Here is a 23911-nt window from a genome sequence, read left to right on the forward strand (position 1 = left end):
TTATAACCAATTCCTTCGCAACATTCAACGTTTGTTCAAACATTTTTCTCCAATTGGGTCTGTAAGGGCTTACCATCTTGCTTTTTCTGGATAGCTGTCTTATAATAACCCTTGCTTCACTTTTTCTATACTATGCGCCCGTGGTCCAATGGATATGACGTAGGCCTCCGAAGCCTGAGATAAAGGTTCGATTCCTTTCGGGCGCGTCCAGAACAACAAGTTCATAGAGCAGTAACCCCAAGTCAGCTCCGAAGCTGATTTTTTTTGCGTTTAGTTTGACCTTTCTTGACCTTCGGAGGTTTTTTCGTTATCATACTTGTAGATACTGTAAATAGTATGTAACTTAGGTAGTAGGTAACCCAACCCCAAGGAGGTCATTCTCATGAGTTTTATTCCTATGGTCGTCGAACAGGACGCGCGCGGTGAAAGAGGGTATGACATCTACTCTCGCTTGCTGAAGGACCGCATTATATTCTTAGGCACGGGTGTCAACGATGTTGTGGCGAATTCCATCATTGCTCAGTTGCTCTTCTTAGCCGCTCAAGATCCTGATAAAGATATCTCGCTTTACATTAACAGCCCAGGCGGCTCCATTACAGCCGGTATGGCGATCTACGACACGATGCAGTTCATCAAACCAGACGTATCCACGATCTGTGTTGGTATGGCAGCATCCATGGGTGCTTTCTTGCTCACAGCTGGTGCTAAAGGCAAGCGTTACGCGCTTCCGAACAGCGAAGTCATGATTCACCAACCGCTTGGCGGCGCAGAGGGTCAAGCCTCCGACATCGAAATTCGCGCGAAGCGCATTTTGAAAATGAGGGACAACCTGAACACCATCCTTGCAGAGCGCACTGGACAATCGTTCGAGCGCATTGAGAAGGATACAGACCGTGATAACTTCATGAGTGCTAAAGAAGCAGCCGAATACGGACTCATCGATAAAGTCATCGAGCGCGTCTAATTTTATACAATGAAAAAACCAGCCCAATCCTCTTGCTCACTCGAGCTTGAAGATCGGCTGGTTTTTTTGTTGCCTATTTCAAATCTTCCAACGGATAGAAAATTAAATCAATCGGGAACGCTGAGCCTGCTGGAGGCGTGAACTCGATATCCAACGCATCTTCGGTCCCTGTCGTGCGTGCTAGCACTTGATAACCATCAAATGCTGTAATTACACCGGAATACGGTACAGGCATGATTTCACCATTGATTTTAAACGGCCCCTTGAACACGCCGCCTCTAGCCATGATCATCACAGCCATTTTACGCGGCTTATCTGCATGAATTTTATAAACCACACCATAGTTCCCGCCATTCACAACATCCAACTTACGCATCACGTCGTAGCCTTTGACGAATGGATCTGTCTTATTATCACCAATCGTTAAAACAGATGCTTTCGTGAAGCTCGTTGCATCAATTTTCCACTGAATCTCAGAGACAGGGAATGAGCCGCGGACATGTCCGTTAAAGGAGAGTAAAGGCAATTCCTTTACCGTTGTTGGCGTTAGCATTTTATCTGTAGCAATAAAGGACATTTGAAGCTCGCCATCCGTTTCAACATCATAGAACAAATTGACACCTTGACCTGGGTAGAAATCAGGCAGCTTCGCATACACGTAGCTCGCCCCTGGCAGAACCGTCATCTCATCTGTGTACACATTGTTAAGCAAGAAATCAACCGACGCTTCACTGCCGATCAAATTCGCATAAACAGAAGGATAGACCTCGCCTTTATTCGTTGTTTTGATCGTGATCGGTTTATTCGTATTATTCGTTGCGAAAATCGCCATCGTCATCTTCTTTTGCGTGCCATTGATATGGTCCGCGTACAAACGTGCTTTACCGTTAATATTGTCTTGATATAGAATCCCGCTTGATGTGAATTCTTCCGGGCTGTCACTCACAAGCAGCTTGCGCCCTTCCACTTCTTTAACTTCTTTCGGAAGCATCGGCAATTCGTTAAAATGTGACCAAATGATCGACCAATTTGTTTTAATAAATCCGCCAACTAGCTTCATATAAATCGGGTACTCGACCTCAGATAAATACGGTTCATTGACGACATTCACAAAGCTTTTGAACAATTTACTCACATGGCCGTGACGATCCTTAACAGTTAACGTAACCGGATAAGAACCTGCCTTGAAGAATGCTTCTTGCTTCCCTACCCAATCGTAAGAGGCAATGCCTTCCGCATCTGGATCATAGCTCAAATCCAAATATTTCACAGGCTCACCAAGCCTGTAGGTAGGCTTCGCTGTTGCAAACTTAGCAACTGGACGAGAATTGCTGTCTTGATCGATGTAGATGCCTTCAGGCGCTTTAAAATGCACGATCTCTACACGTCTCAATTCACTGTTGTATGTATACTTTGCCCCCATGTAATCCGCTAACCATGTCAGCTTCACGAGCAGCTTGCCATTCACAATCGCAGCGACTGAATTAAAGGGTACATCCACGCCGTTCGTTGTCACCGTCTTATGATCGGAATCCAGCACAATGTTGTAGCCTGGAGGCGCCATTTGAATCGTTCGGGACAAATCATTCCACTCTACTTGAAAACCTAATGTATCACCTAAAAACTTGGCAGGAACGAAAGTGCTTCCATCAATAATGGTGGAAGGGGACTCCAGATGAATTTGCTCCTGGTTCACGAATGCTTCTGACTTATCGATATAAAGTAAAATAAAGGACGAGCTTGTTGATACCGCATGCGCAGCTGGTGCAGTGATCGTACTGACTACAAATACGAGTACCGCCAGTAGGGCAATCAGTTCTTTCTTCATTACGTTCATTTTCATTTCGGCTCCTTCTTCAAGCTTTGGATAGGCACGCCATGCTGAAATACAAATAGCCTTATCCATCATGACCACGCTTATTAGACGTAGCCAAGCGAAAAAGGTTGCTAATTCCACTAATAGTTAACAAATTTGACACTTTTGGTTAAATGGTGATTTTCCCTCTAAACTGCAAAAAAGCCCCCTCGAAAGGTGGCTTTTAAAGAATTATTGGTTTTCCAATTCTTCCTTACTGACTAATGTGACTAAAGCGTTTACAGCCTGCTCTGCATCCGAACCTTCTGCACTTATGAAGACTTCGGTCCCTGTGCTGATCGCAAGACTCATAATTCCCATGATGCTCTTCGCATTCACTTTCTTCTCATCTTTCTCAACAAAGATCTCGGATGAAAACTTATTCGCCTCTTGAACAAACAATGCCGCAGGTCTGGCATGAAGTCCTGTTCTCAACTTCACAACGACTGGACGTCTGGACATGGAACTAATTCCCCCTAGTGTGGAGCTTATATGGATTACTATTAATAACAGCGTTTACCTTATGTTTTAATATTATAGCATTTTTCCTTCAAGTACACTAGAAAAAATGCGAAAAACTTATACACACGTTGTACAGCACTAAATTATCTACGAATTTCGGTGTTTTTCGGCTAATTCGTCTATTTTCCGCAGGCGATGATTAACACCTGACTTGCTGACACTGCCCGAAAGCATGTCGCCAACTTCCTTCAAGTTCAAGTCGGGATGCGCCAATCGAATCTCCGCAACCTCTCTCAACTTCTCAGGTAAGCTATCGAGACCAATCTCTCGCTGCAGCAATCGAATATTTTCGATTTGTCTGACGGCGGCGCCGATCGTTTTGTTCAAGTTCGCCGTTTCACAGTTCACGATCCGATTAACGGAATTCCTCATATCCTTCATAATGCGGACATCCTCGAAGCGCAGCAGCGCCTGATGAGCCCCAATGATATTAAGAAACTCGATAATTTTCTCGCCTTCTTTGATGTACAGCACGAACCCTTTCTTGCGTTCAATGAATCGGGCGTTCAAGTCAAACTTGTTCGCAAGCTGCGTTAACGCTTTACAGTGCTCTTCATAAATTGAAGCGATTTCCAAATGGTAGGAAGATCCCTCCGGATTATTGACCGAGCCGCCTGCCATGAAGGCCCCCCGAAGATAAGCTCGCTTGCAGCAGCTGCCGCGAATAATGTCCTTGTTAATTCCCGTTGTAAAAATGAAACCCTCAGAGACAATTTTCAAATCACTGAGCAACTCTTGTACTTGACCGGGCACCCTAACAATGTACACATTATTCTTCTTGAGACGCATCTTCTTACGCACAAGAAGCTCCGTGTGAGTATTATACGTCTTCTTGATCAGCGAGTAAATGCGCCGTGCAATTGCCGCGTTCTCCGTGGATACATCCAACACGACACGCTGATTCGTTAACTGAACAGCGCCATTCATACGAATGAGAGCAGATAGCTCCGCTTTTTCACAGCATGATTCCGAATCATTGATTAAAGTTAATTCTTTTTTGGTTGTTGCCGCAAAGGACAAGGGACTCACTTCTTCCTTAACAGCCAGCTTTCGACGAGCTGATAGATATGGTCACTCAATTTCTCTGCATCATGACGAAGATAGGTACGGAATAAAACAAGTCGATCTGCGATAACCCGATATCCTCTTTTCGTCACTTCATCCAAATCTAAATGAACCGCTTTTGAACCTTTTTCCGCATATTTGGCTTGCACCTGCGGTGGAATTTCACCATTATTGACGATCACATAATCAAACAAATGCTGACCCAAGTGATCGTAAATGGCATCCAGATGATCACTGACTGAATAATCATCGGTTTCACCTGGCTGTGTCATGACATTACAGATGAACATTTTCACAGCTTGCGAAGCGACAATCTCCTCAGCAATCCCTGGAACAAGCAGATTCGGCAGTAAACTTGTATATAAACTGCCCGGACCGCACAAGATGGCATCTGCCTCGCGTATCGCTTGAACCGCTTCGGCAAGTGGTGTCACATTTGTTGGTTCTATGAACACTTGCTTGATCCGTCCATCAGCCTTCGGTATTTTGGACTCTCCAACAACTAAAGTCCCGTCCTCCATGATGGCTTTTAACACAATGGCTTGATTCGAAGCCGGGAGCACTCTCCCGCGAACAGCGAATACGCGATTCATTTCTTGTACGGCGGTAACAAAATCACCTGTAATATCTGTCAGTGCCGCTAATATTAGATTTCCCAGACTGTGCCCTGCTAAACCTGTACCGTTTTGAAATCGATACTGAAGCATCAAGGACAGTAAGGGCTCAACATCAGCTAACGATGTTAATACGTTTCGAATATCTCCCGGAGGCGGCATCTGCAGCTCACTTCGCAAGATGCCGGAACTCCCTCCATCATCAGCAACAGTAACGATAGCTGTAATATCAACCGGCTTTTCTTTCAGTCCTCTCAGCATGACCGAGAGACCCGTGCCACCGCCAATAACGACTATTCTGGGCTTACGTTGTAATTGTCCTCGCTCCATACTTCTTTCACCCTCTTAGTGGCATAGCCGCCTATACGCGGTCCCGCTCGGCATCTCGATGACTTAGACGCACGGTCTCGGTCTCACTGTTACCCATGGCCTTACCTAGATATTCCGTAATCGCAACCGATCTATGTTTGCCTCCTGTACAACCGATACCAACCACGACTTGGCTCTTGCCTTCCTTTTTATACTGAGGCATTAAGAAATTCAGCATATCCAGCAGCTTCGTCAGAAACTCTTGTGTCTCCGTCCACTTCATGACGTAGTCATACACATCTGGATCTTGACCTGTTTGCGGACGCAGCTGCTCAACATAATGAGGATTCGGCAAGAATCGTACATCGAAGATTAGATCGGCATCAATAGGGACACCATACTTAAACCCGAAAGAGATAACATTTATAGATATGCGATTCGCTTCTAGATTGGTGAACCGGGATATGATTCTTTCTTTCAGTTGCACCGGCTTCAAGCTGCTGGTATCAATCACTTGCGTAGCCAGACCCTTGAGCTCTTCAAGCAGCTTGCGTTCTAGGCCTATTCCTTCAAGCGGCAAACCGTCTGGTGCCAATGGATGGCGACGGCGGCTCTCCTTGTAGCGCTGAACGAGCGTTCCATCCGTCGCGTCCAGGAATAGAATTTCATAGCTAAGCGTGTAATTTTCTTGGATATACCGCAAAGATTCTTGGAGCGCAGTGAAAAATTCACGTCCACGCAAATCAATCACCAAGGCGACTTTACCGATTTTGCCCATCGATTGCACGATTAACTCGGCAAACTTCGGGATCAGGACGGGAGGTAAGTTATCAACGCAGAAGAAGCCTAAATCCTCCATGCTTTGAACTGCGATTGTTTTGCCTGCACCCGACATCCCTGTAATAATGACCAGTTTCGCTAAAGGGTGGTTTTCTTCCATGACTAACACCTTCCTTTGTGGTGCTTTCGGAGATGCAGATGGGATCATGGGATCTCAACTATTCATCTGCGAATCCGGCCCAGCCTTCTATCGCAAATTCAATCCTGCCGCTCCTACAACACCTGCATCATTGCCCAGTGTAGCCGCAACAATCTCAACACCTTCTGCAGCCGCTTCAGGTGTGTACTTGATGAACGTCTCACGAATAGGCTGGAATAGAATTTCTCCGGCCTTCGAGACACCCCCGCCGATAATGAAGCGCTTAGGGTTGATAACAACAGCCAATGCTGCCATCGAACGACCGATATAATAAGCAGCACGATTCACGATCCGCAAAGCGACTTCATCGCCACTCTTAGCATCATCAAACACATGCTTAGCTTCAATTTTCTCATGTAGAGCTAGAGACGTACGCTCACCGCGTTCAACCGCATCCTTCGCCATACGCACGATACCTGTCGCAGAGGATACAGTTTCAAGGCATCCCATTTGACCACAACCGCACTGAATTGCTTCAATATCAGGCACGATGGACATATGTCCAAGCTCGCCAGCCATACCCGCAGAACCTTGATAAATTTTACCGTTAATGATGATACCGCCGCCAACGCCTGTGCCAAGTGTATAACACACAACGTTTGGAATGCCCGCTCCAGCACCTGACCAAGCTTCACCTAGTGCAGCTACGTTCGCATCGTTATCAATTTTAACTTGTTTACCTAGAAGTGCTTCAAGCGTCTTCTTCGCAGGAACGTTATGCCATTGCAGATTAGGAGAAAATTTAACAAAACCTTCTGGAATATCCATAAATCCAGCTAAGCCAGCGCCAATCCCAGCCACTTGCTCCCACGTATAATCCGATTCTTCGACAATTTGACGCACATATCTCGCAATACGCTCTAGAACTGACTCCGCACCAAGTTCAGGTGAGGTTGGGCCTTCTAATGTCTTGAGCAGCTTACCTTGCTCGTCACAAATACCTACTTTAATATTCGTGCCACCTAGATCTACACCGATATAAATTTGATTGGACATTACAAGGTCACCTCATGAATAATTATAAAATTTTCAAAAAAATTCTGGGGTCCCCGCAAAGTAATAGGAATATGCTTCGAAGGCACTCGTCACTTTGTGGGGTTTTCTTATGCTCCTGTTCCAACTATAAGACAACACTGCCGGGAGGTCAAGATTCATCCTCACCCTGCATAAAAGAGAAAACGTGGAAAGCGTAGCCCTCCACGTTAACTGAATGCCATTACGATTACAACGAAATACTCCAGTCGTGAACACTGTTGCCTTCAAGGAACTTCTCTGCTTCCAACGCCGCAGCACATCCGCTTCCAGCAGCCGTAATCGCTTGACGATACTTCGTATCTTGCACGTCACCACAAGCGAAAACGCCCGGGATGTTCGTTTCTGTTGTACCAGGTTTCACGATGATGTAGCCATGCTCATCCGTGTCGATTTGTCCACCGAGGAACTTCGTATTCGGCGTATGACCGATAGCAACGAAGATGCCGTCTGTTTCAAGGATTTCATCTTCACCTGTTTGGTTATTTTTCACTTTAAGGCCAGTAACGCCTTTATCACCCGCTACAACCTCTAATGGCGTGTTATTCAGGGACCACTTCACCTTCTCGTTTCCACGAGCGCGATCTTGCATAATCTTGGAGGCGCGAAGCTCATCACGGCGATGAACCAAACGTACTTCCGACGCGAAGCGAGTAAGGAAGTTAGCCTCTTCCATAGCAGAGTCACCTCCGCCAACGACGATAATCTTTTTGCCGCGGAAGAAGAAGCCATCACACGTTGCGCATGTGCTGACACCGCGTCCGATGTTTTCTTTTTCATTCGTGATTCCAAGCAATCTAGCAGATGCACCTGTGGAGATGATCAGAGTTTCTGTTTCGATTTCGCCTAGACCTTCTACTTGCAATTTAAACGGGCGATTCGTCAATTCAACAGAATTAACCCAACCTGTTTTGAATTCAGCGCCAAAGCGTTCTGCTTGCTTGCGCATGTTTTCCATTAATTCAGGCCCCATAATCCCCTCGGGAAATCCTGGAAAGTTCTCTACTTCGGTTGTTGTCGTCAATTGACCGCCTGGCTCTGGTCCTTCAATAACAAGCGGGCTTAGGTTCGCACGCGCCAAGTAAATAGCTGCTGTTAGACCGGATGGCCCTGTTCCTACTACAACTGATTTATACAATTGATTTCCCTCCTAGGTGCTTTCCTGAGGAAAGCTCTCTTTAAATAGTTCTATATGTATGAAAGCCGAGACTTGCATAAGGCAGCAAGCTCGGGCTATCAAAGACTCGTAAACTTATCGAAAATCGCATCCATTTTCTCACGCAATCCACACGTGTCGTCAATGTGCTTCACATGCCGGCTAACCGTGGAAACCGTCACGCCATAGCGTGTAGCGACTTCCTGATAGGAAATTGTACGGCGATGCATTTTGGCAATTAAATATTCCAACGCTGCTGCCCAGCCCGCTGATTTATGAATCTTAGGCACGTTCGGGTACACCTTCGTCAGAAACTCAACCCACAAAATTTCCAAGTCGTACTGTTGAACCATATCGTAACGCTTGTGCATATGCGATAGCGCTGTTTCCATCACCCGCTGCCAGCTCGCATCCCAAACGGGAAGATGCGGCGAGTACGGAGAAGCCTCTACCATGATGTCCTTATTCTCAAGATAGGCAGGAAGGGACTCGCGAATACCCATACTTCGCAGCACGAAGATAGCAACCTTCTTCAAGTAGTCATCCTCTTTGTGATCCAGAATGAAATCCTGAAGGGCGTCTCTCACTTCGTTGTCTGCAATCAAGCCGAAGGCTTGAATGACTTGCAGCTTTGTCTCCACATCGCCATGACGTAACGCCCAGAAGAAGGATGACCGCACAAGGGGGTCTTTCTTCAGTTGATCCGGAATTCCTTGCGACGATTTCTCCAGCGCGCGGAACTGCTCCTCAAACGGCAAATGATAGTGATAGCTCCAAGACAGCGGAAGCACAGACTTCTCTCTAATCCGCAGCTGCTCTAAATAGAACTTGGAAATTTCAGCACCAGGGTCTAGCTTCTGCACTTGCTTCCACCAACGGTAGGCTTCAGCAAAACGACCGATATGACAAGCTGCGACAGCCGCATAATGATACAAACAAGGATCTGTGCCACCGTCACCCGCCTTCAGCAGACGCTTAAACAAGTGGTACGCTTTCTCATGCTGAGCAAGAATACCCATCGTCGTTGCCAGCTTGAACACATGCTCCTGCTGGAACGGAAACGTCTTGCCTAGCAGCATCGTAAGCTCCGCAAGTTCCTTCTTGTTGCCAAAATGCTGATGGAAAATCGCCATATTACAGAGTGCATGCAGATTGCCTGGGTCAATAACGAGTACTTCTCGTATCGTTTCCATGGCCTTCTCGAATTGACCCATATAATAATAAGCGAGTGCAAGATTGTTCCGAGCGGCTGTGAAATCAGGCTGGTTCTGTACCAGCTTCTCCAACTGCCTTACGGCCTCTGCAAATTTACCTTCCTCCAGCAACGCACGGGCTTTATCATGCTCGAACAGCCCTTCTCGACTCTTGATGCTAGTGAGAGGGGCGGGACGATCAAGCTCGTAGCTCAGCATTTCCATCATTTCTTCGGATTCGTCCATGAACTGCCCTGTCGGGTCATTCTCCAAATACCGAACCAACGCTTGTTCTGCCTGCTCAAAGTTTTCCATGTTGGCATAGTTGTTTGCCATATAAAAGTGACATTCTGTCATCTCAGGATCAATGGTTTCAAGGATATGCTGCAAAATTTGGTTCGACTCGTCATAATTGCCCACTTCGGAGAGAACACCCGCGAGGTTGCAGTGATTCACAGGATTATCCTGCTCATACTCTGCAGCCCGCCGGAAATATTTCAATGCCTTATCATAATGAAACCGATCCAAAGATTGAACCGCTCTCTCGAAAAAGAATGCGGCATCCATGTTTATTGAAATAACTTTTGGTTTTGGCGCTTCGGATATGCGCTTTTTCTTTTCCATAGCAAGACACCTCCGGCAATTTGATTACACTCAAATTATACCATAGATCGCTAAGAAGCCAAAAACATTATCCAAAGGTAAGATTTGGACTTACAAAAATAAGCAATTAGGCCTATACGCCGCCGTATTTGAACAGGGAGGATAGGGAACCGCCATCGATAATAATGCGGATCGCATCGGACAACAAAGGTGCTACGGAAAGCACATTAAACTTGTCAGAGTGCCCTTCTGGAATGGCGATGGAATCCGTAATAATAACCTCTTTAATACTTGGGTGATCCAAGCGTTGCAGCGCTGGTCCAGAGAAGACAGGATGCGTAGCACAGATGTAAACATCATGCGCGCCGCGCTCTTTAAGGCTTTCCACAACGTTAACGATCGTAGTACCCGTATCAATTAGATCCTCGATAATAATCGGTGTACGACCCGCAACATCACCAATCACGTGTGTAATCACGGATTCGTTGTGCTCAGGGCGCTTCTTAATCATCATAGCGAATGGCGCGTCGAGAATGTTAGCCATTTTCTCTGCCGTTGTTGCGCGTCCCGCATCTGGAGAAACGATAACTGGATTTGGCAAATTCTTTCTTTTGATGTTATCACTGATCAGATCAAGCGCTGTCAAGTGATCCACCGGGATATTGAAAAAGCCTTGTATCGCCGGAGCATGAAGGTCAATCGTAACAACACGAGTTGCGCCTGCTGCACCGAACAAGTCCGCGACTAATTTAGCTGAAATCGGCTCACGCGGAGCTGCTTTGCGTTCTTGACGAGAGTAACCATAGTAAGGGATGACAAGGTTGATCGTTTTTGCAGATGCTCTTTTCGCCGCATCCATCATGACCAGAAGCTCCATCATATGCTCATTAATCGGATGGGAGAAGGTTTGTACCAGAAACACGTCGCAGTTACGAATCGTTTCTTCGTAAAGGCAATAAATTTCTCCGCTTTTGAAACGCGATAATTTGATTTGTCCTAGCGGCTGGCCGAGCTCTTTACAAATACTTTCCGCAAGCTTCGGATTCGAAGATCCGGAAAAAATTTTAACATTGTCGCTATGCATGGTTAATGGTTACCTCCGAAGGTTCATTAAATAGAATATACAGTCCTACTCATTATACATGATATGTGTCGAATTTAAAAAGTCACAAGATGTCGTTTTCGAGCAGAAAATGTGGCTATTTCGTTAAATCCAATCGTTTTTAATAGCTCCCTAGCCTCATCCAAATACTGAGACAACCGCTCCGGGAGATGCGCGTCCGATCCAAGCGTCACTGGGATTCCCACCTTATGGCAATATTCCAGCATACGGCGGCTCGGAAACATCTCTTTACATGGATGACGCAGGCCTGATGCATTCAACTCAATCGCTACCCCATACTCTTTTACGGTATCCAATGCCGCTTTTTCCAATTCCCACGTATCGCGATTAGGCACGTAACCAAATCGTTTGATCATATCGATATGACCGATATAGTCATACAGTCCAGTACGGACAGCTTTCTTCACTGCCTCGTAGTATTGGGTATAAACAGCAAAAATATCCTTACCTTCCCAACCTGCCAGCTGCCTAAAATCAGAAATATCCCACTCGCCTAAGAAATGCACCGAACCAATGACATAATCCCACGGGTAAGCGTTGATGATGGCCGCAATCTCCGACTCATAGCCTTCAATATAATCGCCTTCCAGACCCACACGGATATCAATCTGATCCTTATATTTTTCCTTGAGATAGAGACACTCTTCTACATACCGAGGAAGCTCCTCCATCGGCATCGCCATTTCCGGCCAATACGTCTGCGGGTCGACATGCAAAAGCGGCATATGATCAGAAAGCCCCAACTGGGTAAGCCCGATCTCGATGCCGCGTTTGACGTATTCCTCCAGTTCCCCAGAGGCATGACCGCAGCGCACATGATGTGTATGATAATCAATCAACATCGTGATTTCACTCCAGGTCGTTTGTATTATTTCTTAACGTGCCGATTAGCCAGCTCTTTCATAATATCATCCAATGGCAATTTATTATTACGTAAAAGCACCATTAAGTGAAAAATAAGATCGCTCGCTTCATAGCGAAGCTCGTCGTTGTCTTTATTTTTAGCTGCAATAATGACTTCAGCCGTTTCTTCGCCGACTTTTTTAAGGATTTTATCGACCCCTTTTTCGAAAAGGTAAGTCGTATACGCACCCTCAGGACGCTCCGCGTCACGGGAAGCAATGACCGCTTCAAGTTCAGCTAAAATAGCGAAACGATCGCCGCCAGCAACAGCTGGTGCAGCTTCTTCTGCAGAACCTTCCACCGCAATATTCGCCGTGAAGCATGTGTAAGTTCCGTTATGGCAAGCAGGTCCCACTTGCTCAACAAGAACAAGCAGCGTGTCCGCATCGCAGTCGTAGCGAAGTGCTTTTACTTTTTGCGTGTGACCGGAAGTTGCCCCTTTATTCCAAAGCTCATTGCGTGAACGACTCCAGAACCAAGTGTCTCCCGTTTGAATCGTACGCTGCAAAGACTCGCTGTTCATGTAAGCCAGCATCAAAACTTCTTTACTTACCGCATCTTGCACGATGGCAGGCACAAGACCCTGCGCATCATATTTAATTTGATCCACTGAAAATGTCATCGAATTTCAACCCCTTTACCTTTCAGGTCCGCTTTGACCCCGTCTATCGTTAGTTCTTTATAGTGAAAAATCGTAGCCGCCAGCCCTGCATCAGCTTTGCCTTCTGTGAATACATCGTGGAAATGCTCAGCTTTTCCCGCTCCGCCAGAAGCAATTACAGGAATCGTCAGCAGCTCGGATACCGCACGTGTCAGCTTCAAGTCAAAGCCATCCTTGGTTCCGTCCGCATCCATGCTCGTCAGCAAGATTTCTCCTGCACCCAGCTCTTCCACACGTTTCGCCCATTCCAACGTCTTAATGCCCGTCGGTTTGCGTCCACCATGCGTATATACTTCCCACTCGCCCCACTCGGGATTGAACTTCGCGTCAATGGCCACCACGATACACTGGGAGCCAAACTTTCGCGCACCATCCGATACGAGCTGAGGATTAAGCACAGCTGCTGTGTTAATGCCAATTTTGTCCGCACCTGCGCGAAGGAGGCGTTTCATATCCTCGACACTCGAAATCCCGCCGCCTACCGTGAACGGAATCGTTATCTCGCCAGCCGTTTGACGGACAACCTCGACCATCGTCGCGCGCCCTTCAACCGAAGCCGAAATATCGAGAAACACGAGCTCGTCCGCACCTTCCTTATCATAAATCGCCGCAAGCTCTACGGGATCACCGGCATCACGTAAATTCACGAAATTTACGCCTTTCACCACTCGGCCATCCTTGACGTCGAGACAAGGGATAATTCTTTTGGCTAACATGCTCAGCACCTCCTTGAGACTATTTCCACTTTATTTACACAAGGTTAAAAAATTGCCCAACAGCTTCATTCCGATATCTCCGCTTTTCTCTGGGTGGAACTGCATGCCGTAGACGTTGTCACGACCTACAATCGCCGTTACTGGTTGATAGTAGTCCGTTACCGCCAACAGATCGCTCTCCCGCTCCGGTTTCGCATGGTAGGAGTGCACGAAGTACACATGCCCTTCTTCTATTCCTTTGAAAATAGGGCTCTCACTCTGCTTATAGCTCAGACGGTTCCATCCCATATGCGGGACCTTGTAATCTCCGCGGAAACGCACGACAGACCCAGGCAATAGCCCTAGCCCTTCATGCTGACCGTGCTCTTCACTGCTCGTGAACAACAGCTGCATGCCTAAGCAAATGCCGATCATGGGCTTGCCAGACGCTGCAAACTGCTTCACAACCGCATCCAGACCTGATTCACGCAAATGCTCCATCGCATCGCCGAATGCGCCGACACCAGGAAGAATCGCACCTTCTGCTGCCAGAATTTGCGCTGGATCTCCAGTGACAACCGCTTCATAGCCGAGCCTTTCTACCGCTTTGCTCACGCTATGTAAATTACCCATTCCATAATCAATAATGGCGATCATGCCTACAGCACTCCCTTCGTCGAAGGAACCCCCTGGACACGAGGATCAATCGATGTTGCTTCATCCAGCGCACGTCCCAACGCTTTAAACACACCTTCGATCATGTGATGCGTGTTTTCACCGTAATGCACAATAACATGCAAAGTAATACGAGCTTCTAGCGCAAATTTCCAAAGGAACTCTTTTACCAGCTGTGTTTCAAAGCTGCCAACATTTGCTGTCGGGTATTCAGCACGGTATTCAAAATGCGGACGGTTGCTGATATCAATCACAACTTGTGCCAATGCTTCGTCCATCGGAACGAATACGCTCGCGTAGCGTTTGATGCCTCTTTTGTCGCCGAGTGCTTCACGCAGTGTTTGACCTAGACAAATCCCGATGTCTTCCACTGTGTGATGATCATCGATTTCGATATCGCCTTTGGCATCCACTTTCAAATTGAAATGACCATGCTTGGTGAATAAATCTAGCATATGGTTTAGGAAGGGAACATCTGTTTGGAGTTCCGAAACTCCTGTGCCATCCACTTCAAAGGAGAGCTTGATGTCCGTTTCATTCGTTCTACGGGCTACACTCGCTGAGCGAGTTCTTACTTGATCCTGTTCCGCCATCTAGGTCAACTTCCCTTCTTTTTTAAGTCTGATCTCTACGGCACGCGCATGACCTTCCAACCCTTCATTCCGGGCCAAAGTCATAATCATGTCTCCGTTCGCGAGTAAGGCTTCCTTGCTATAGTGAATGACGCTTGATTTTTTGAGGAAATCGTCCACATTCAGTGGCGATGAGAATCGGGCTGTGCCATTCGTCGGCAGCACGTGGTTCGGTCCGGCGAAATAATCGCCGACGGGTTCTGTGCTGTAGGCGCCTAGGAAAATGGCACCGGCATTTTCAATACGCGGCAGCCACGTGAATGGATCCTGTACCAGCAGCTCACAGTGCTCCGGCGCCAAGCGATTGATGACGTCCACGCCTTCGTCGAGTGAGTCGACAAGCAGAATCGCGCCTTTCGTCGCTGTCGAGACGGCGGCAATGGCTTTCTTCGGCAGCACATCCAGCTGCCGCCATAGCTCTAGCCGAACCTCTTCGGCTAGCTCGCGGGAAGGTGTCACCAGAATCGATGGTGACATCTCATCATGCTCGGCCTGCGCCAGCAGATCGGCCGCGACGTATTCAGGATCGGCGTGCTCGTCGGCGAGCACGACAATGTCCGTCGGTCCGGCGATCATGTCGATATCGACGACGCCAAACACGAAGCGCTTCGCCAGCGCAACGTAGATGTTGCCGGGGCCGACGATTTTATCGACCGGCGCGATCGATTCTGTGCCGTAGGCCAGCGCGGCCACAGCCTGCGCTCCGCCTACGCGGTAGATCTCTTTCACACCCGCTTCGGCTGCTGCCACGAGAATATGCGGGTTGATGCCTTCTTCGCCCGCGGTGGACGGTGGCGTCACCATCGCGATCTCTGGCACCCCTGCGACGATCGCGGGGATGGCATTCATAAGCACGGAAGACGGGTAAGCCGCTTTCCCTCCGGGTACGTACAATCCGACCCGCTTCAGCGGTCGGATGATTTGGCCCAGCAGACTGCCGTCCGGCTGCAGGTCCATCCAGGAGTTGCGTTTCTGCTTCTCATGAAACGCACGAATGTTCGCGGCGGCTTGACGCAGCGCCGCCAGGAATGCGGCGTCGACTTGCGCGTACGCCGCTTGGATCTCTTCGTCGCTGACGCGAAGCTCAGCGACGTCGACGCCGTCGAACTGCTGCGCTAGGCGGCGCAGCGCGGTGTCGCCGTCCTGCCGCACCTCATCGATGATGCGGCGGACGGACTCATTTTGCTCGGGTGAGCCGTATTCGACCTCGCGGTTTAATTGAAATTCGGATGCTGGCATAATCCGCATCTTCATCTTCCTCTCATCGTTGTTCTACTTACTTCGCTCTATAGCTTAGCTGTCGGCAATACCGCCTGCAGCATATCACACAATCGTTGGATGGAATCGTTCTTCATCCGATAACTCACACGATTCGCAATTAAGCGGCTCGTAATTTGAAAAATCTCTTCTTGCTCCACTAGGCCATTTTCCTTCAAGGTTTGACCCGTCTCGACCATATCAACAATGCGGTCAGCTAGCCCGATCAAGGGAGCCAGCTCGATAGAGCCGTTTAACTTGATCACTTCTACCTGCTGTCCTTTCTCACGGAAATACTGAGAAGCCACATTCGGATATTTCGTCGCTACACGCGGGTTAATAACCTGTTTCCAGTCCGGCAACCCGATAACCGACATGCGGCACCGTGCAATCCCTAGATCAAGTAATTCGTAAACGTTCCGATTTTCTTCCATCAGAACATCTTTACCCACAACCCCGATATCCGCAACGCCGTACTCTACATAAGTAGGCACATCGACCGGTTTGGCCAAAATGAACTCCATTTTTGCCCCTGGTACTGGGATAATTAAACGACGGCCTTCTTCCAAATCCTCAGGAATGGGCAATCCTGCTTGCGTAAACATTTTCGCTGCTTGTTTATAGATACGGCCTTTCGGCATCGCTACTTTAAGAATGTCATCCACCGTTCCAACCTCCTCCAAACTTCCCTCATCTCGCTGAGAGGTTATTCCGTAATCAACTTAATTACTTGATCATATCCCGTTGCAGATTGAGCAGTGGCCTGATCATTCGTTACAAGCTGTGTAATAACCACACGCGCCTCATTCATTTCATCTTTGCTCCGTATTTCCTTCGCCAGTTGGAGCGCTTCCTCGCGATGCTCCGCGTCGTAGGCAATGAGCACACGTTTCGGTTGATTCACCTGCTCCTTGCCTGTTACTTCAAGGATGCGATTCGTTTTAAGTGCAAACCCTGTTGCTGGCGCAGGACGCCCAAATTGACTCAATAAATTATCGTAGCGGCCTCCGCTACATACCGGGAAGCCCAACTCAGCGGCGTAACCTTCGAACGTCATACCTGTATAGTAGGAGAAATCTCCAATCATCGTTAAGTCAATTACTACATGCTCACTAACCCCATAGGCTTTCAGAACATCCCACACTTCGCATAGATGACGAATCGCGTCCTGTGCGATTGGATGCTGGGACACCATACGAGCTTGCTCGCAGATTTCGTCGCCGCCACGAAGTCTTAGCACACCGTTAAGCTCACGCTCAACGTCAGGCGACAAGGATAATGCCTTAATGGCTTCGCGGTACCCGACGTAATCACGGCTGAGCAAATGCTCTTTCAAGGAAAGCTGAGCATCTGTGCGTCCATCCAATGTTTCTTGGAATAGTCCGTTCAGGAATCCAACATGACCAAGCGCGATCTTAAACTTTTCAACGCCAGCAGCCTGAAGCGAGGCAATCGCTAGCGCCACAACTTCAGCATCAGCCTCAGATGAAGCGTCCCCGATCAGTTCGACACCTGTCTGATAAAACTCTGAATCTCTGCCCGCTTCCTCTTCAATCGAACGGAAAACATTCGAGTGATAAGATAAACGGAGCGGAAACGCCTGTTCCTTTAAAAGGGAAGAAGCCACACGCGCAATCGGTGCTGTCAGTTCAGAACGTAGGACGAGTGTTTTCCCCTTGCGATCTAAGAGCTTAAACAGTTTCTTATCTTCTGTTGAGCTAGCAACCCCAACTGTATCGTAATATTCAAGTGTAGGTGTAATTATCTGGTTGTAACCCCAGCGTCCCATACAGGCCAATACACGGAATTCTATATTTCTGAGTTTCGTCACCGCATCAGGCAAATAGTCTTTCGCGCCTAACGGCTTTTCAAATACTTTTGGCTTCGACACCGTCTCACCTCAATAAAATAGGAGTAAAATCTATTGTTTTCATATATAGCGTTCGAGTTACTTTAGTACGTTAACGTGCTACCATACTACCAAAATAAAGAATGTACGGCTATTTTAACACGTATCCTATTGACCGTCAATCCATCTTCGCCCTGTTCGGCGCTTTAAGAATGGCATATTCACCCATACGACGTCAACTGTATTTGTGAAGAAAAAGAGACATGCTGTCACGGCAGCATGCCTCTTTGGATATACTAATCTTCCTCTACTTGTCCATTTGGTGTTTTGCCGCCATTCGGGGCTTGACTACCATTCAAACCATTACCATTACCGTTTCCATTTCCATTTAGACCGTTGCCGTTGCCGCCATTACCATTTATTCCATTCCCGTTGCCATTTCCTTTGCCATTTCCGTTTCCGTTAAATCCATTTCCGTTACCATTACCGTTATAACCATTCCCATTTCCATTCGGCCCTGGTTTTTGTCCATTTAGTCCGTTACCATTGCCGTTTGGCGCTGGTGTTGCTCCACCGTTTGGTCCTGGCGTTGGACCACCGTTAGGCGCTGGTTTAACTCCACCGTTTGGTGCTGGAGTTTGACCGCCACTTGGTCCTTGACCCTGTCCTTGACCACCTTCTTGGCCTTGGCCTTTGCCTCCGCCAATGCCTTTACCGCCACCTTGGCCTTGACCTCCACCTGTGCCACCGCCGCCTTGGCCGCCACCTTGACCTTGGCCTCCGCCAGTGCCACCGCCGCCACCTTGACCTTGGCCTCCGCCAGTGCCACCGCCTTGGCCTTCACCGCCACCGATGATGCCACCGCCTTGGCCTCCGCCTGACCCTTTACCTCTGCCTCCACCTTTTCCGCCGCCGCGGCCTTGGCCAACACCCTTAAGCTTTAAATACCCATACGTAATCGATTCTAGCGTACTCTTATCTACGGCGCCGGTTACCGGCAGCCCATGTTTTTTCTGAAAATACTTCACACCTTGAACAGTCGCGTCATCGTAGTAACCGTTAATCTCACCCGAGTAGCTGCCTAGGGATTTCAGCATACCTTGGATTACATACACATCCGGTCCTTGAGCTGGTTTACCAACAGCCAAACTTGTTGTTGGCAAAGCTAACAGCAGCATGAGCGCTAGTACAATCGCTCCTGCTCGCTTTCCTATAGACCTTCCAAAGTTACCTTTTTTCACATCTGCGATTTTACTACGATTCCATTGCTGCACTTAACCGACACCTTCCCTTTACCTATGATTTTACTGCGTTTTTACTATTCCCTAATTGCCATTTTTATTAGTCGTTTTCTTTAGATTCTGTTTTATCTACACAACAAAAAAGATGGACCCAACATCACATTGACGTTGAATCCATCTTTTTCTTTTATCCTACTAGGCACTTCCTGAACGAATAACCTGCAAAGGATTGCCTGCCACAAAGCTGTGCGGCGCCACATCCTTATGAACAACGGAGCCTGCGCCAATAATCGCGTAATCCCCAATCGTCACACCTGGCAGAATTGTTGAATTAGCCCCGACCATGACATGCGATCCAATACGGACATCACCAAGTCGATATTCTTTCGTTAAGTACTCATGCGCTAATATTGTCGTGTTATAGCCGATAATCGTATTGCTGCCAATATAAATCCTCTCTGGAAAAAACACATCCACCATCACCATCAAGGCAAAAGCAGAGTGCTCTCCAACCGTCATGCCAAGAGCACGACGATAAATCCAGTTTTTCAAGCGCAAAGACGGCGAATATCTCGTGATTTGAATCCAAACGAAATTCCGCATCGCCTTCCACTTACTCACCGTCTGGTAGATTTGCCACAAGGCGTTCGGACCCTCTACAGGGTACTTCTCCGTTTGTCTCAATCAGCCTTCACATCCGACGAGATCCCAACTAGCGGCAGCAGGTCAAACATATCGTTCACAATATGGTCTGGTTTGTATTGCTCCAAATAGGAGCGCCCTTTCCAGGACCAAGCAACACCTACAGAGGTTACACCTGCATTATGGGCAGCTTCAATATCATAATGGCTATCACCAACCATCATTGCTTCTTCAGCCGAACTGCCTAGCTCTTTCAGCGCCGCGATGATCCCCTCAGGACTCGGTTTAGCTTCTTTAACATCATCAACCGTCACAATTACACTTACATAAGCATCCAAACCGCATAATTTGAGACCCATCAAGGTCGTCTGTCTGATTTTACTCGTAACAATGCCGATCTTAATGCCATGCTTATGCAGCTTCTCCATTACCGTACGTACGTTCGGGAATTCTCTCACAAGCTCATCATGTTTAGCTAAGTTGAACGTGCGGTACTTCGTAATGAGCGCTTCAACTTCTTTCCGCCCAGTAAAAAACTCCATTTGCTCCACTAAAGGACGCCCCATATTGGGAATAATGAGCTCCCGAGTAACAGGCTCCGACGTTTCGCCTTCCAAGCTATGCAGGAACGATTGCACAATCAGCTCATTCGTATCTACAATCGTCCCATCCAAATCAAATAGTACCGTTTGAATCATAGTTAACTCCTTTATCTGTCTCATCCTCTTTGACAACTTTGTTTTTCTCGATCGCTAGCGTGGATACAATGGGATCCGCGTACCGCGCGTTAGCGTAACCTTTTTTCCTTCTAAAGATGATCATAACCACAGCCCCAATGACAATCAGCAACGCAAGCAGTTGGGAGAAACGAATATTTCCTCCATACGTCAGCACGCCTGGTTCAAACACGATTTTCATAGGTGACCATAGCGCATTCATCAAAGAAGCTAACCAAGCCGGCCCCGTGATGTCCAAGCTGTCTGTCCGAATCCCCTCAATGAAGAAACGACCGATCGAATACCAGATGAAATAACTTAGGAATAGCTCGCCCGCTCTTAAGAACGGTCTACGACGAAGCCAGAATAATAGTAGCAGCCCAACAAAACTCCAGATCGATTCATATAGAAAAGCTGGATGGTAGAACGTGCCTTCAATGTTCATTTGATTCACGATAAAATTCGGCAAGTGCAGGCTGTCTCTCAAAAACGACTCCTCTACCGGCCCCCCGTGAGCTTCCTGATTCATAAAATTGCCCCAACGACCGATCGCTTGTCCGACAATCAAACCCGGTGCAAGAATATCCGCAATTCGGAAAAAGTTGTATCCTTTAGCCCGAATATAGAAGGAAGTACCGATAATCGCACCGATCAGTGCGCCATATATCGCAATCCCACCGTGCCATATCATGAATATTTCCCATAAATTATCTTTATAATCAGCCCACTGGAAGGCAACGTAGTAAATTCTCGCACCAATAATGGCAGATGGCACACCAATTAACAATAAATCCATGAAGAAGTCTGGGACGATTTTGAATCGCTTTCCTTCTCTAATCGCCAACATTAAACCGATCAATGCAGCTGTTCCTAAAATAATGCCATACCATCGGACATGAATCGGTCCTAAGGAAAATGCAACACTTTCTAACATAGTTCCACTCCTTCATTTTCTGGGCTAATCCTAAATCCTACTATTAATCAAAATCCTCAAAATCTTCATTCAACGATTCCGTCAATTTATTCGTAAATTGAAGAGCCGCGTTGTAGCCCATACGCTTTAAGCGATAATTCATCGCTGCAACTTCGACAATGACTGCCAAGTTTCGCCCTGGTCGTACAGGAATCGTAACGAGTGGCAAATCGGTATCGATAATCCGCGTTAATTCCTCATCCAAGCCTAGACGATCATACTGCTTCTCTTGCTGCCAATTTTCCAATTTAACAACAACGGAAATCTTCTTCACATTACGGATTGCACCCGCACCGAACAACGTCATCACGTTAATGATACCTACGCCGCGGATCTCAAGCAAATGGCGAATTAGCTCAGGAGCATTACCTGTGAGTACTTTATCTCCATTTTGCCTAATTTCAACGGCATCATCTGCGATTAGACGGTGTCCTCTTTTCACAAGCTCCAGCGCCGTTTCACTTTTCCCGATCCCGCTGCTTCCCGTAATCAACATACCGACCCCGTACACATCGACAAGGACACCATGGATGGTTGTGCTAGGAGCAAGCTTATTTTCGAGAAAGCCTGTTAAGCGGCTTGCAAAAATCGTCGTCGAAAGCTGCGTTCTCAGAACCGGCAAGTCACGCTTTGTCGCCTCTTCAAGCAATTCAACAGGGACTTCCAGCCCACGAGTTACAATAATGCAAGGTGTTTCCTCTGGCGCGCATAGTTGTTCTACGCGATTTCTCCGGACGCCGGTCGTCAGCATTTCGATAAACGTAATTTCTGTTTTCCCCAACATCTGAATACGCTCTTTGGGATGGTAATTGAAATATCCAGCCATCTCAAGCCCAGGACGATACAAATCCCCCGTTGTAATCGGACGCTTCAACCCGCCTTCTCCTGCTAACACTTCCATATGTAGCTGTTCCATCATTTCGGAAACCTTTACTTTTTTGGCCATTATCTTAACTCCTTCGAATTTTGCTTATGTACCATGATGATCTGTCGTGTAAAACACGGGCTTCCAATAGTTTCATCGTAATAGAATACCTAATTGAAATCAACTACTGTGTTCATATACAAAAAGACCAGCCGATAACGGCTGGCCTTTCAGTACAATCCTATAGGTTTGGATTAACCAAAATGGAAAGTGTTGTTTCTTTATCGAAGAAATGAACTTTGTTCATGTCTAGTGCTAATTTAACGTTTGTACCTTCTTTGATTCCGGAACGACCGTCAACACGAGCGATTACTGTGTTAGCGCCGATACCGTTCAAGTACAAGTACATTTCGTGACCCAAGTTCTCAGTCAATTCAACGTTAACGTTGAATACTGTGTTCGGGGAAGCTTCCAAGAATACTGGCTCTTCGTGAATATCTTCTGGACGAACTCCCAGAATCACTTCTTTACCAACGAAGCCTTTGTCTTTAAGAACTTGTGCTTTACCAGCTGGTACTTCAACATTTACTGAACCTGCTTTGAAGAATACACCGCCACCTTCGGAAGCCAATGTTCCGGACATGAAGTTCATGGATGGGGATCCAATGAAGCCTGCAACGAACATATTAACTGGGAAGTTGTAGATTTCTTCTGGTGTAGCAGCTTGTTGAATGATACCTTTGTCCATAACAACGATACGATCGCCCATTGTCATAGCTTCGATTTGGTCATGCGTTACGTAGATTGTCGTAACACCAAGACGTTTTGTAAGTTTTGTGATTTCCGCACGCATTTGTACACGAAGTTTCGCATCCAAGTTGGAAAGCGGCTCATCCATTAAGAATACTTGTGGCTCACGAACAATCGCACGACCCAAGGCAACACGTTGACGTTGACCACCAGAAAGTGCTTTTGGCTTACGATCAAGCAAGTGAACGATATCTAGAATTTTCGCTGCTTCGCGAACGCGAGCATCGATATCAGCTTTTTTAAATTTACGAAGTTTCAATCCGAATGCCATGTTTTGATAAACAGTCATATGCGGATAAAGAGCGTAGGATTGGAATACCATCGCGATATCGCGATCTTTTGGAGCTACGTCATTTACAAGGCGGTCTCCGATGTAAAGTTCACCTTCAGTGATTTCCTCTAAACCTGCGATCATACGAAGAGTTGTGGATTTTCCGCAACCGGATGCACCAACAAGTACTACGAACTCTTTGTCAGCAACTTCAAGATGGAAATCTTTAACTGTTGATTCTTCTGCACCAGAATATCTTTTAACGATATGATTTAAACGTACGCCTGCCATGATTTCATTCCCCCT

The 23911-nt window shown here is 47.1% G+C and carries 24 protein-coding genes and 1 tRNA gene; 2 read left to right on the forward strand and 23 right to left on the reverse strand.

What is annotated here, in order from left to right; all coding sequences use genetic code 11:
* The first annotated feature begins 134 nt into the window (after window positions 1–134).
* Window positions 135–206 (forward strand) — tRNA-Arg (locus tag AC58UX_RS25185).
* A gap of 176 nt (window positions 207–382) precedes the next feature.
* Window positions 383–964 (forward strand): ATP-dependent Clp endopeptidase proteolytic subunit ClpP, encoded by a 582-nt coding sequence (clpP, locus tag AC58UX_RS25190; RefSeq protein ID WP_497257838.1) that lies wholly within the window; start codon window positions 383–385, stop codon window positions 962–964.
* Window positions 965–1037: 73 nt separating this feature from the next.
* Here clpP and AC58UX_RS25195 read toward each other — a convergent pair whose 3' ends face one another.
* The 23 genes from AC58UX_RS25195 to AC58UX_RS25305 all read right to left on the reverse strand — a co-directional run bounded on the left by AC58UX_RS25195 (window position 1038) and on the right by AC58UX_RS25305 (window position 23896).
* Window positions 1038–2807 carry a stalk domain-containing protein gene (locus AC58UX_RS25195; RefSeq protein ID WP_497257840.1) on the reverse strand — a complete coding sequence of 590 codons (1770 nt, stop codon included), beginning with the start codon at window positions 2805–2807 and terminating at the stop codon, window positions 1038–1040.
* A 204-nt stretch (window positions 2808–3011) separates the two neighbouring features.
* The gene (locus tag AC58UX_RS25200) at window positions 3012–3281 is read right to left on the reverse strand and encodes an HPr family phosphocarrier protein (protein ID WP_028555561.1); all 270 of its coding nucleotides are present in this window, start codon (window positions 3279–3281) and stop codon (window positions 3012–3014) included.
* A gap of 147 nt (window positions 3282–3428) precedes the next feature.
* On the reverse strand, window positions 3429–4361 hold the full coding sequence (whiA, locus tag AC58UX_RS25205; RefSeq protein WP_497257842.1) for a DNA-binding protein WhiA: 933 nt from the start codon (window positions 4359–4361) through the stop codon (window positions 3429–3431).
* Window positions 4362–4366: 5 nt separating this feature from the next.
* On the reverse strand, window positions 4367–5350 hold the full coding sequence (locus AC58UX_RS25210; RefSeq protein ID WP_497257844.1) for a gluconeogenesis factor YvcK family protein: 984 nt from the start codon (window positions 5348–5350) through the stop codon (window positions 4367–4369).
* 31 nt (window positions 5351–5381) lie between these two features.
* Complete coding sequence (rapZ, locus tag AC58UX_RS25215; RefSeq protein WP_497257846.1) at window positions 5382–6269, reverse strand: RNase adapter RapZ; 888 nt, start codon at window positions 6267–6269, stop codon at window positions 5382–5384.
* An 87-nt stretch (window positions 6270–6356) separates the two neighbouring features.
* On the reverse strand, window positions 6357–7304 hold the full coding sequence (locus AC58UX_RS25220; protein WP_497257848.1) for an ROK family glucokinase: 948 nt from the start codon (window positions 7302–7304) through the stop codon (window positions 6357–6359).
* 226 nt (window positions 7305–7530) lie between these two features.
* Window positions 7531–8478, reverse strand: coding sequence for a thioredoxin-disulfide reductase (gene trxB, locus AC58UX_RS25225; protein WP_497257850.1), 948 nt, complete (start codon window positions 8476–8478; stop codon window positions 7531–7533).
* Between the two features lie 98 nt (window positions 8479–8576).
* The gene (locus tag AC58UX_RS25230) at window positions 8577–10313 is read right to left on the reverse strand and encodes a tetratricopeptide repeat protein (protein ID WP_497257852.1); all 1737 of its coding nucleotides are present in this window, start codon (window positions 10311–10313) and stop codon (window positions 8577–8579) included.
* 112 nt (window positions 10314–10425) lie between these two features.
* Window positions 10426–11376, reverse strand: a complete 951-nt coding sequence (locus AC58UX_RS25235) for a ribose-phosphate diphosphokinase (protein ID WP_497257854.1) — start codon at window positions 11374–11376, stop codon at window positions 10426–10428.
* Between the two features lie 74 nt (window positions 11377–11450).
* Window positions 11451–12257 (reverse strand): histidinol-phosphatase HisJ, encoded by an 807-nt coding sequence (hisJ, locus tag AC58UX_RS25240; RefSeq protein WP_497257856.1) that lies wholly within the window; start codon window positions 12255–12257, stop codon window positions 11451–11453.
* Between the two features lie 26 nt (window positions 12258–12283).
* The gene (gene hisIE, locus AC58UX_RS25245; RefSeq protein WP_497257858.1) at window positions 12284–12940 is read right to left on the reverse strand and encodes a bifunctional phosphoribosyl-AMP cyclohydrolase/phosphoribosyl-ATP diphosphatase HisIE; all 657 of its coding nucleotides are present in this window, start codon (window positions 12938–12940) and stop codon (window positions 12284–12286) included.
* A complete protein-coding gene (gene hisF, locus AC58UX_RS25250) occupies window positions 12937–13695 on the reverse strand; it encodes an imidazole glycerol phosphate synthase subunit HisF (protein WP_497257860.1) in 759 nt (252 codons plus the stop codon). Before hisF ends, hisIE begins: the two co-directional genes overlap by 4 nt.
* A 30-nt stretch (window positions 13696–13725) precedes the next feature.
* The gene (hisH, locus tag AC58UX_RS25255; RefSeq protein ID WP_497257862.1) at window positions 13726–14331 is read right to left on the reverse strand and encodes an imidazole glycerol phosphate synthase subunit HisH; all 606 of its coding nucleotides are present in this window, start codon (window positions 14329–14331) and stop codon (window positions 13726–13728) included.
* Window positions 14332–14333: 2 nt separating this feature from the next.
* The gene (gene hisB / locus AC58UX_RS25260; protein WP_236292860.1) at window positions 14334–14942 is read right to left on the reverse strand and encodes an imidazoleglycerol-phosphate dehydratase HisB; all 609 of its coding nucleotides are present in this window, start codon (window positions 14940–14942) and stop codon (window positions 14334–14336) included.
* Window positions 14943–16229, reverse strand: coding sequence for a histidinol dehydrogenase (gene hisD / locus AC58UX_RS25265; protein ID WP_497257908.1), 1287 nt, complete (start codon window positions 16227–16229; stop codon window positions 14943–14945).
* A gap of 38 nt (window positions 16230–16267) precedes the next feature.
* Entirely contained in the window at window positions 16268–16903 is a 636-nt protein-coding gene (hisG, locus tag AC58UX_RS25270) for an ATP phosphoribosyltransferase (RefSeq protein ID WP_497257865.1), read from the reverse strand.
* A gap of 41 nt (window positions 16904–16944) precedes the next feature.
* Entirely contained in the window at window positions 16945–18129 is a 1185-nt protein-coding gene (locus AC58UX_RS25275; protein WP_497257867.1) for an ATP phosphoribosyltransferase regulatory subunit, read from the reverse strand.
* Window positions 18130–18383: 254 nt separating this feature from the next.
* Window positions 18384–19361: a peptidoglycan-binding domain-containing protein gene (locus AC58UX_RS25280; RefSeq protein ID WP_497257869.1), complete on the reverse strand. Its 978-nt coding sequence runs from the start codon at window positions 19359–19361 to the stop codon at window positions 18384–18386.
* Between the two features lie 162 nt (window positions 19362–19523).
* Window positions 19524–20012 (reverse strand): acyltransferase, encoded by a 489-nt coding sequence (locus AC58UX_RS25285; protein WP_497257870.1) that lies wholly within the window; start codon window positions 20010–20012, stop codon window positions 19524–19526.
* The gene (ppaX, locus tag AC58UX_RS25290; protein WP_497257872.1) at window positions 20009–20668 is read right to left on the reverse strand and encodes a pyrophosphatase PpaX; all 660 of its coding nucleotides are present in this window, start codon (window positions 20666–20668) and stop codon (window positions 20009–20011) included. The genes AC58UX_RS25285 and ppaX overlap by 4 nt, the downstream gene beginning before the upstream one ends.
* Complete coding sequence (lgt, locus tag AC58UX_RS25295; protein WP_497257874.1) at window positions 20646–21620, reverse strand: prolipoprotein diacylglyceryl transferase; 975 nt, start codon at window positions 21618–21620, stop codon at window positions 20646–20648. The genes ppaX and lgt overlap by 23 nt, the downstream gene beginning before the upstream one ends.
* Before the next feature lie 43 nt (window positions 21621–21663).
* Window positions 21664–22605: an HPr(Ser) kinase/phosphatase gene (gene hprK / locus AC58UX_RS25300; protein ID WP_477593196.1), complete on the reverse strand. Its 942-nt coding sequence runs from the start codon at window positions 22603–22605 to the stop codon at window positions 21664–21666.
* 160 nt (window positions 22606–22765) lie between these two features.
* The gene (locus tag AC58UX_RS25305; protein WP_497257876.1) at window positions 22766–23896 is read right to left on the reverse strand and encodes an ABC transporter ATP-binding protein; all 1131 of its coding nucleotides are present in this window, start codon (window positions 23894–23896) and stop codon (window positions 22766–22768) included.
* Window positions 23897–23911 lie beyond the last annotated feature (15 nt).

The sequence above is a fragment of the Paenibacillus sp. J22P90 genome, assembly GCF_059692195.1.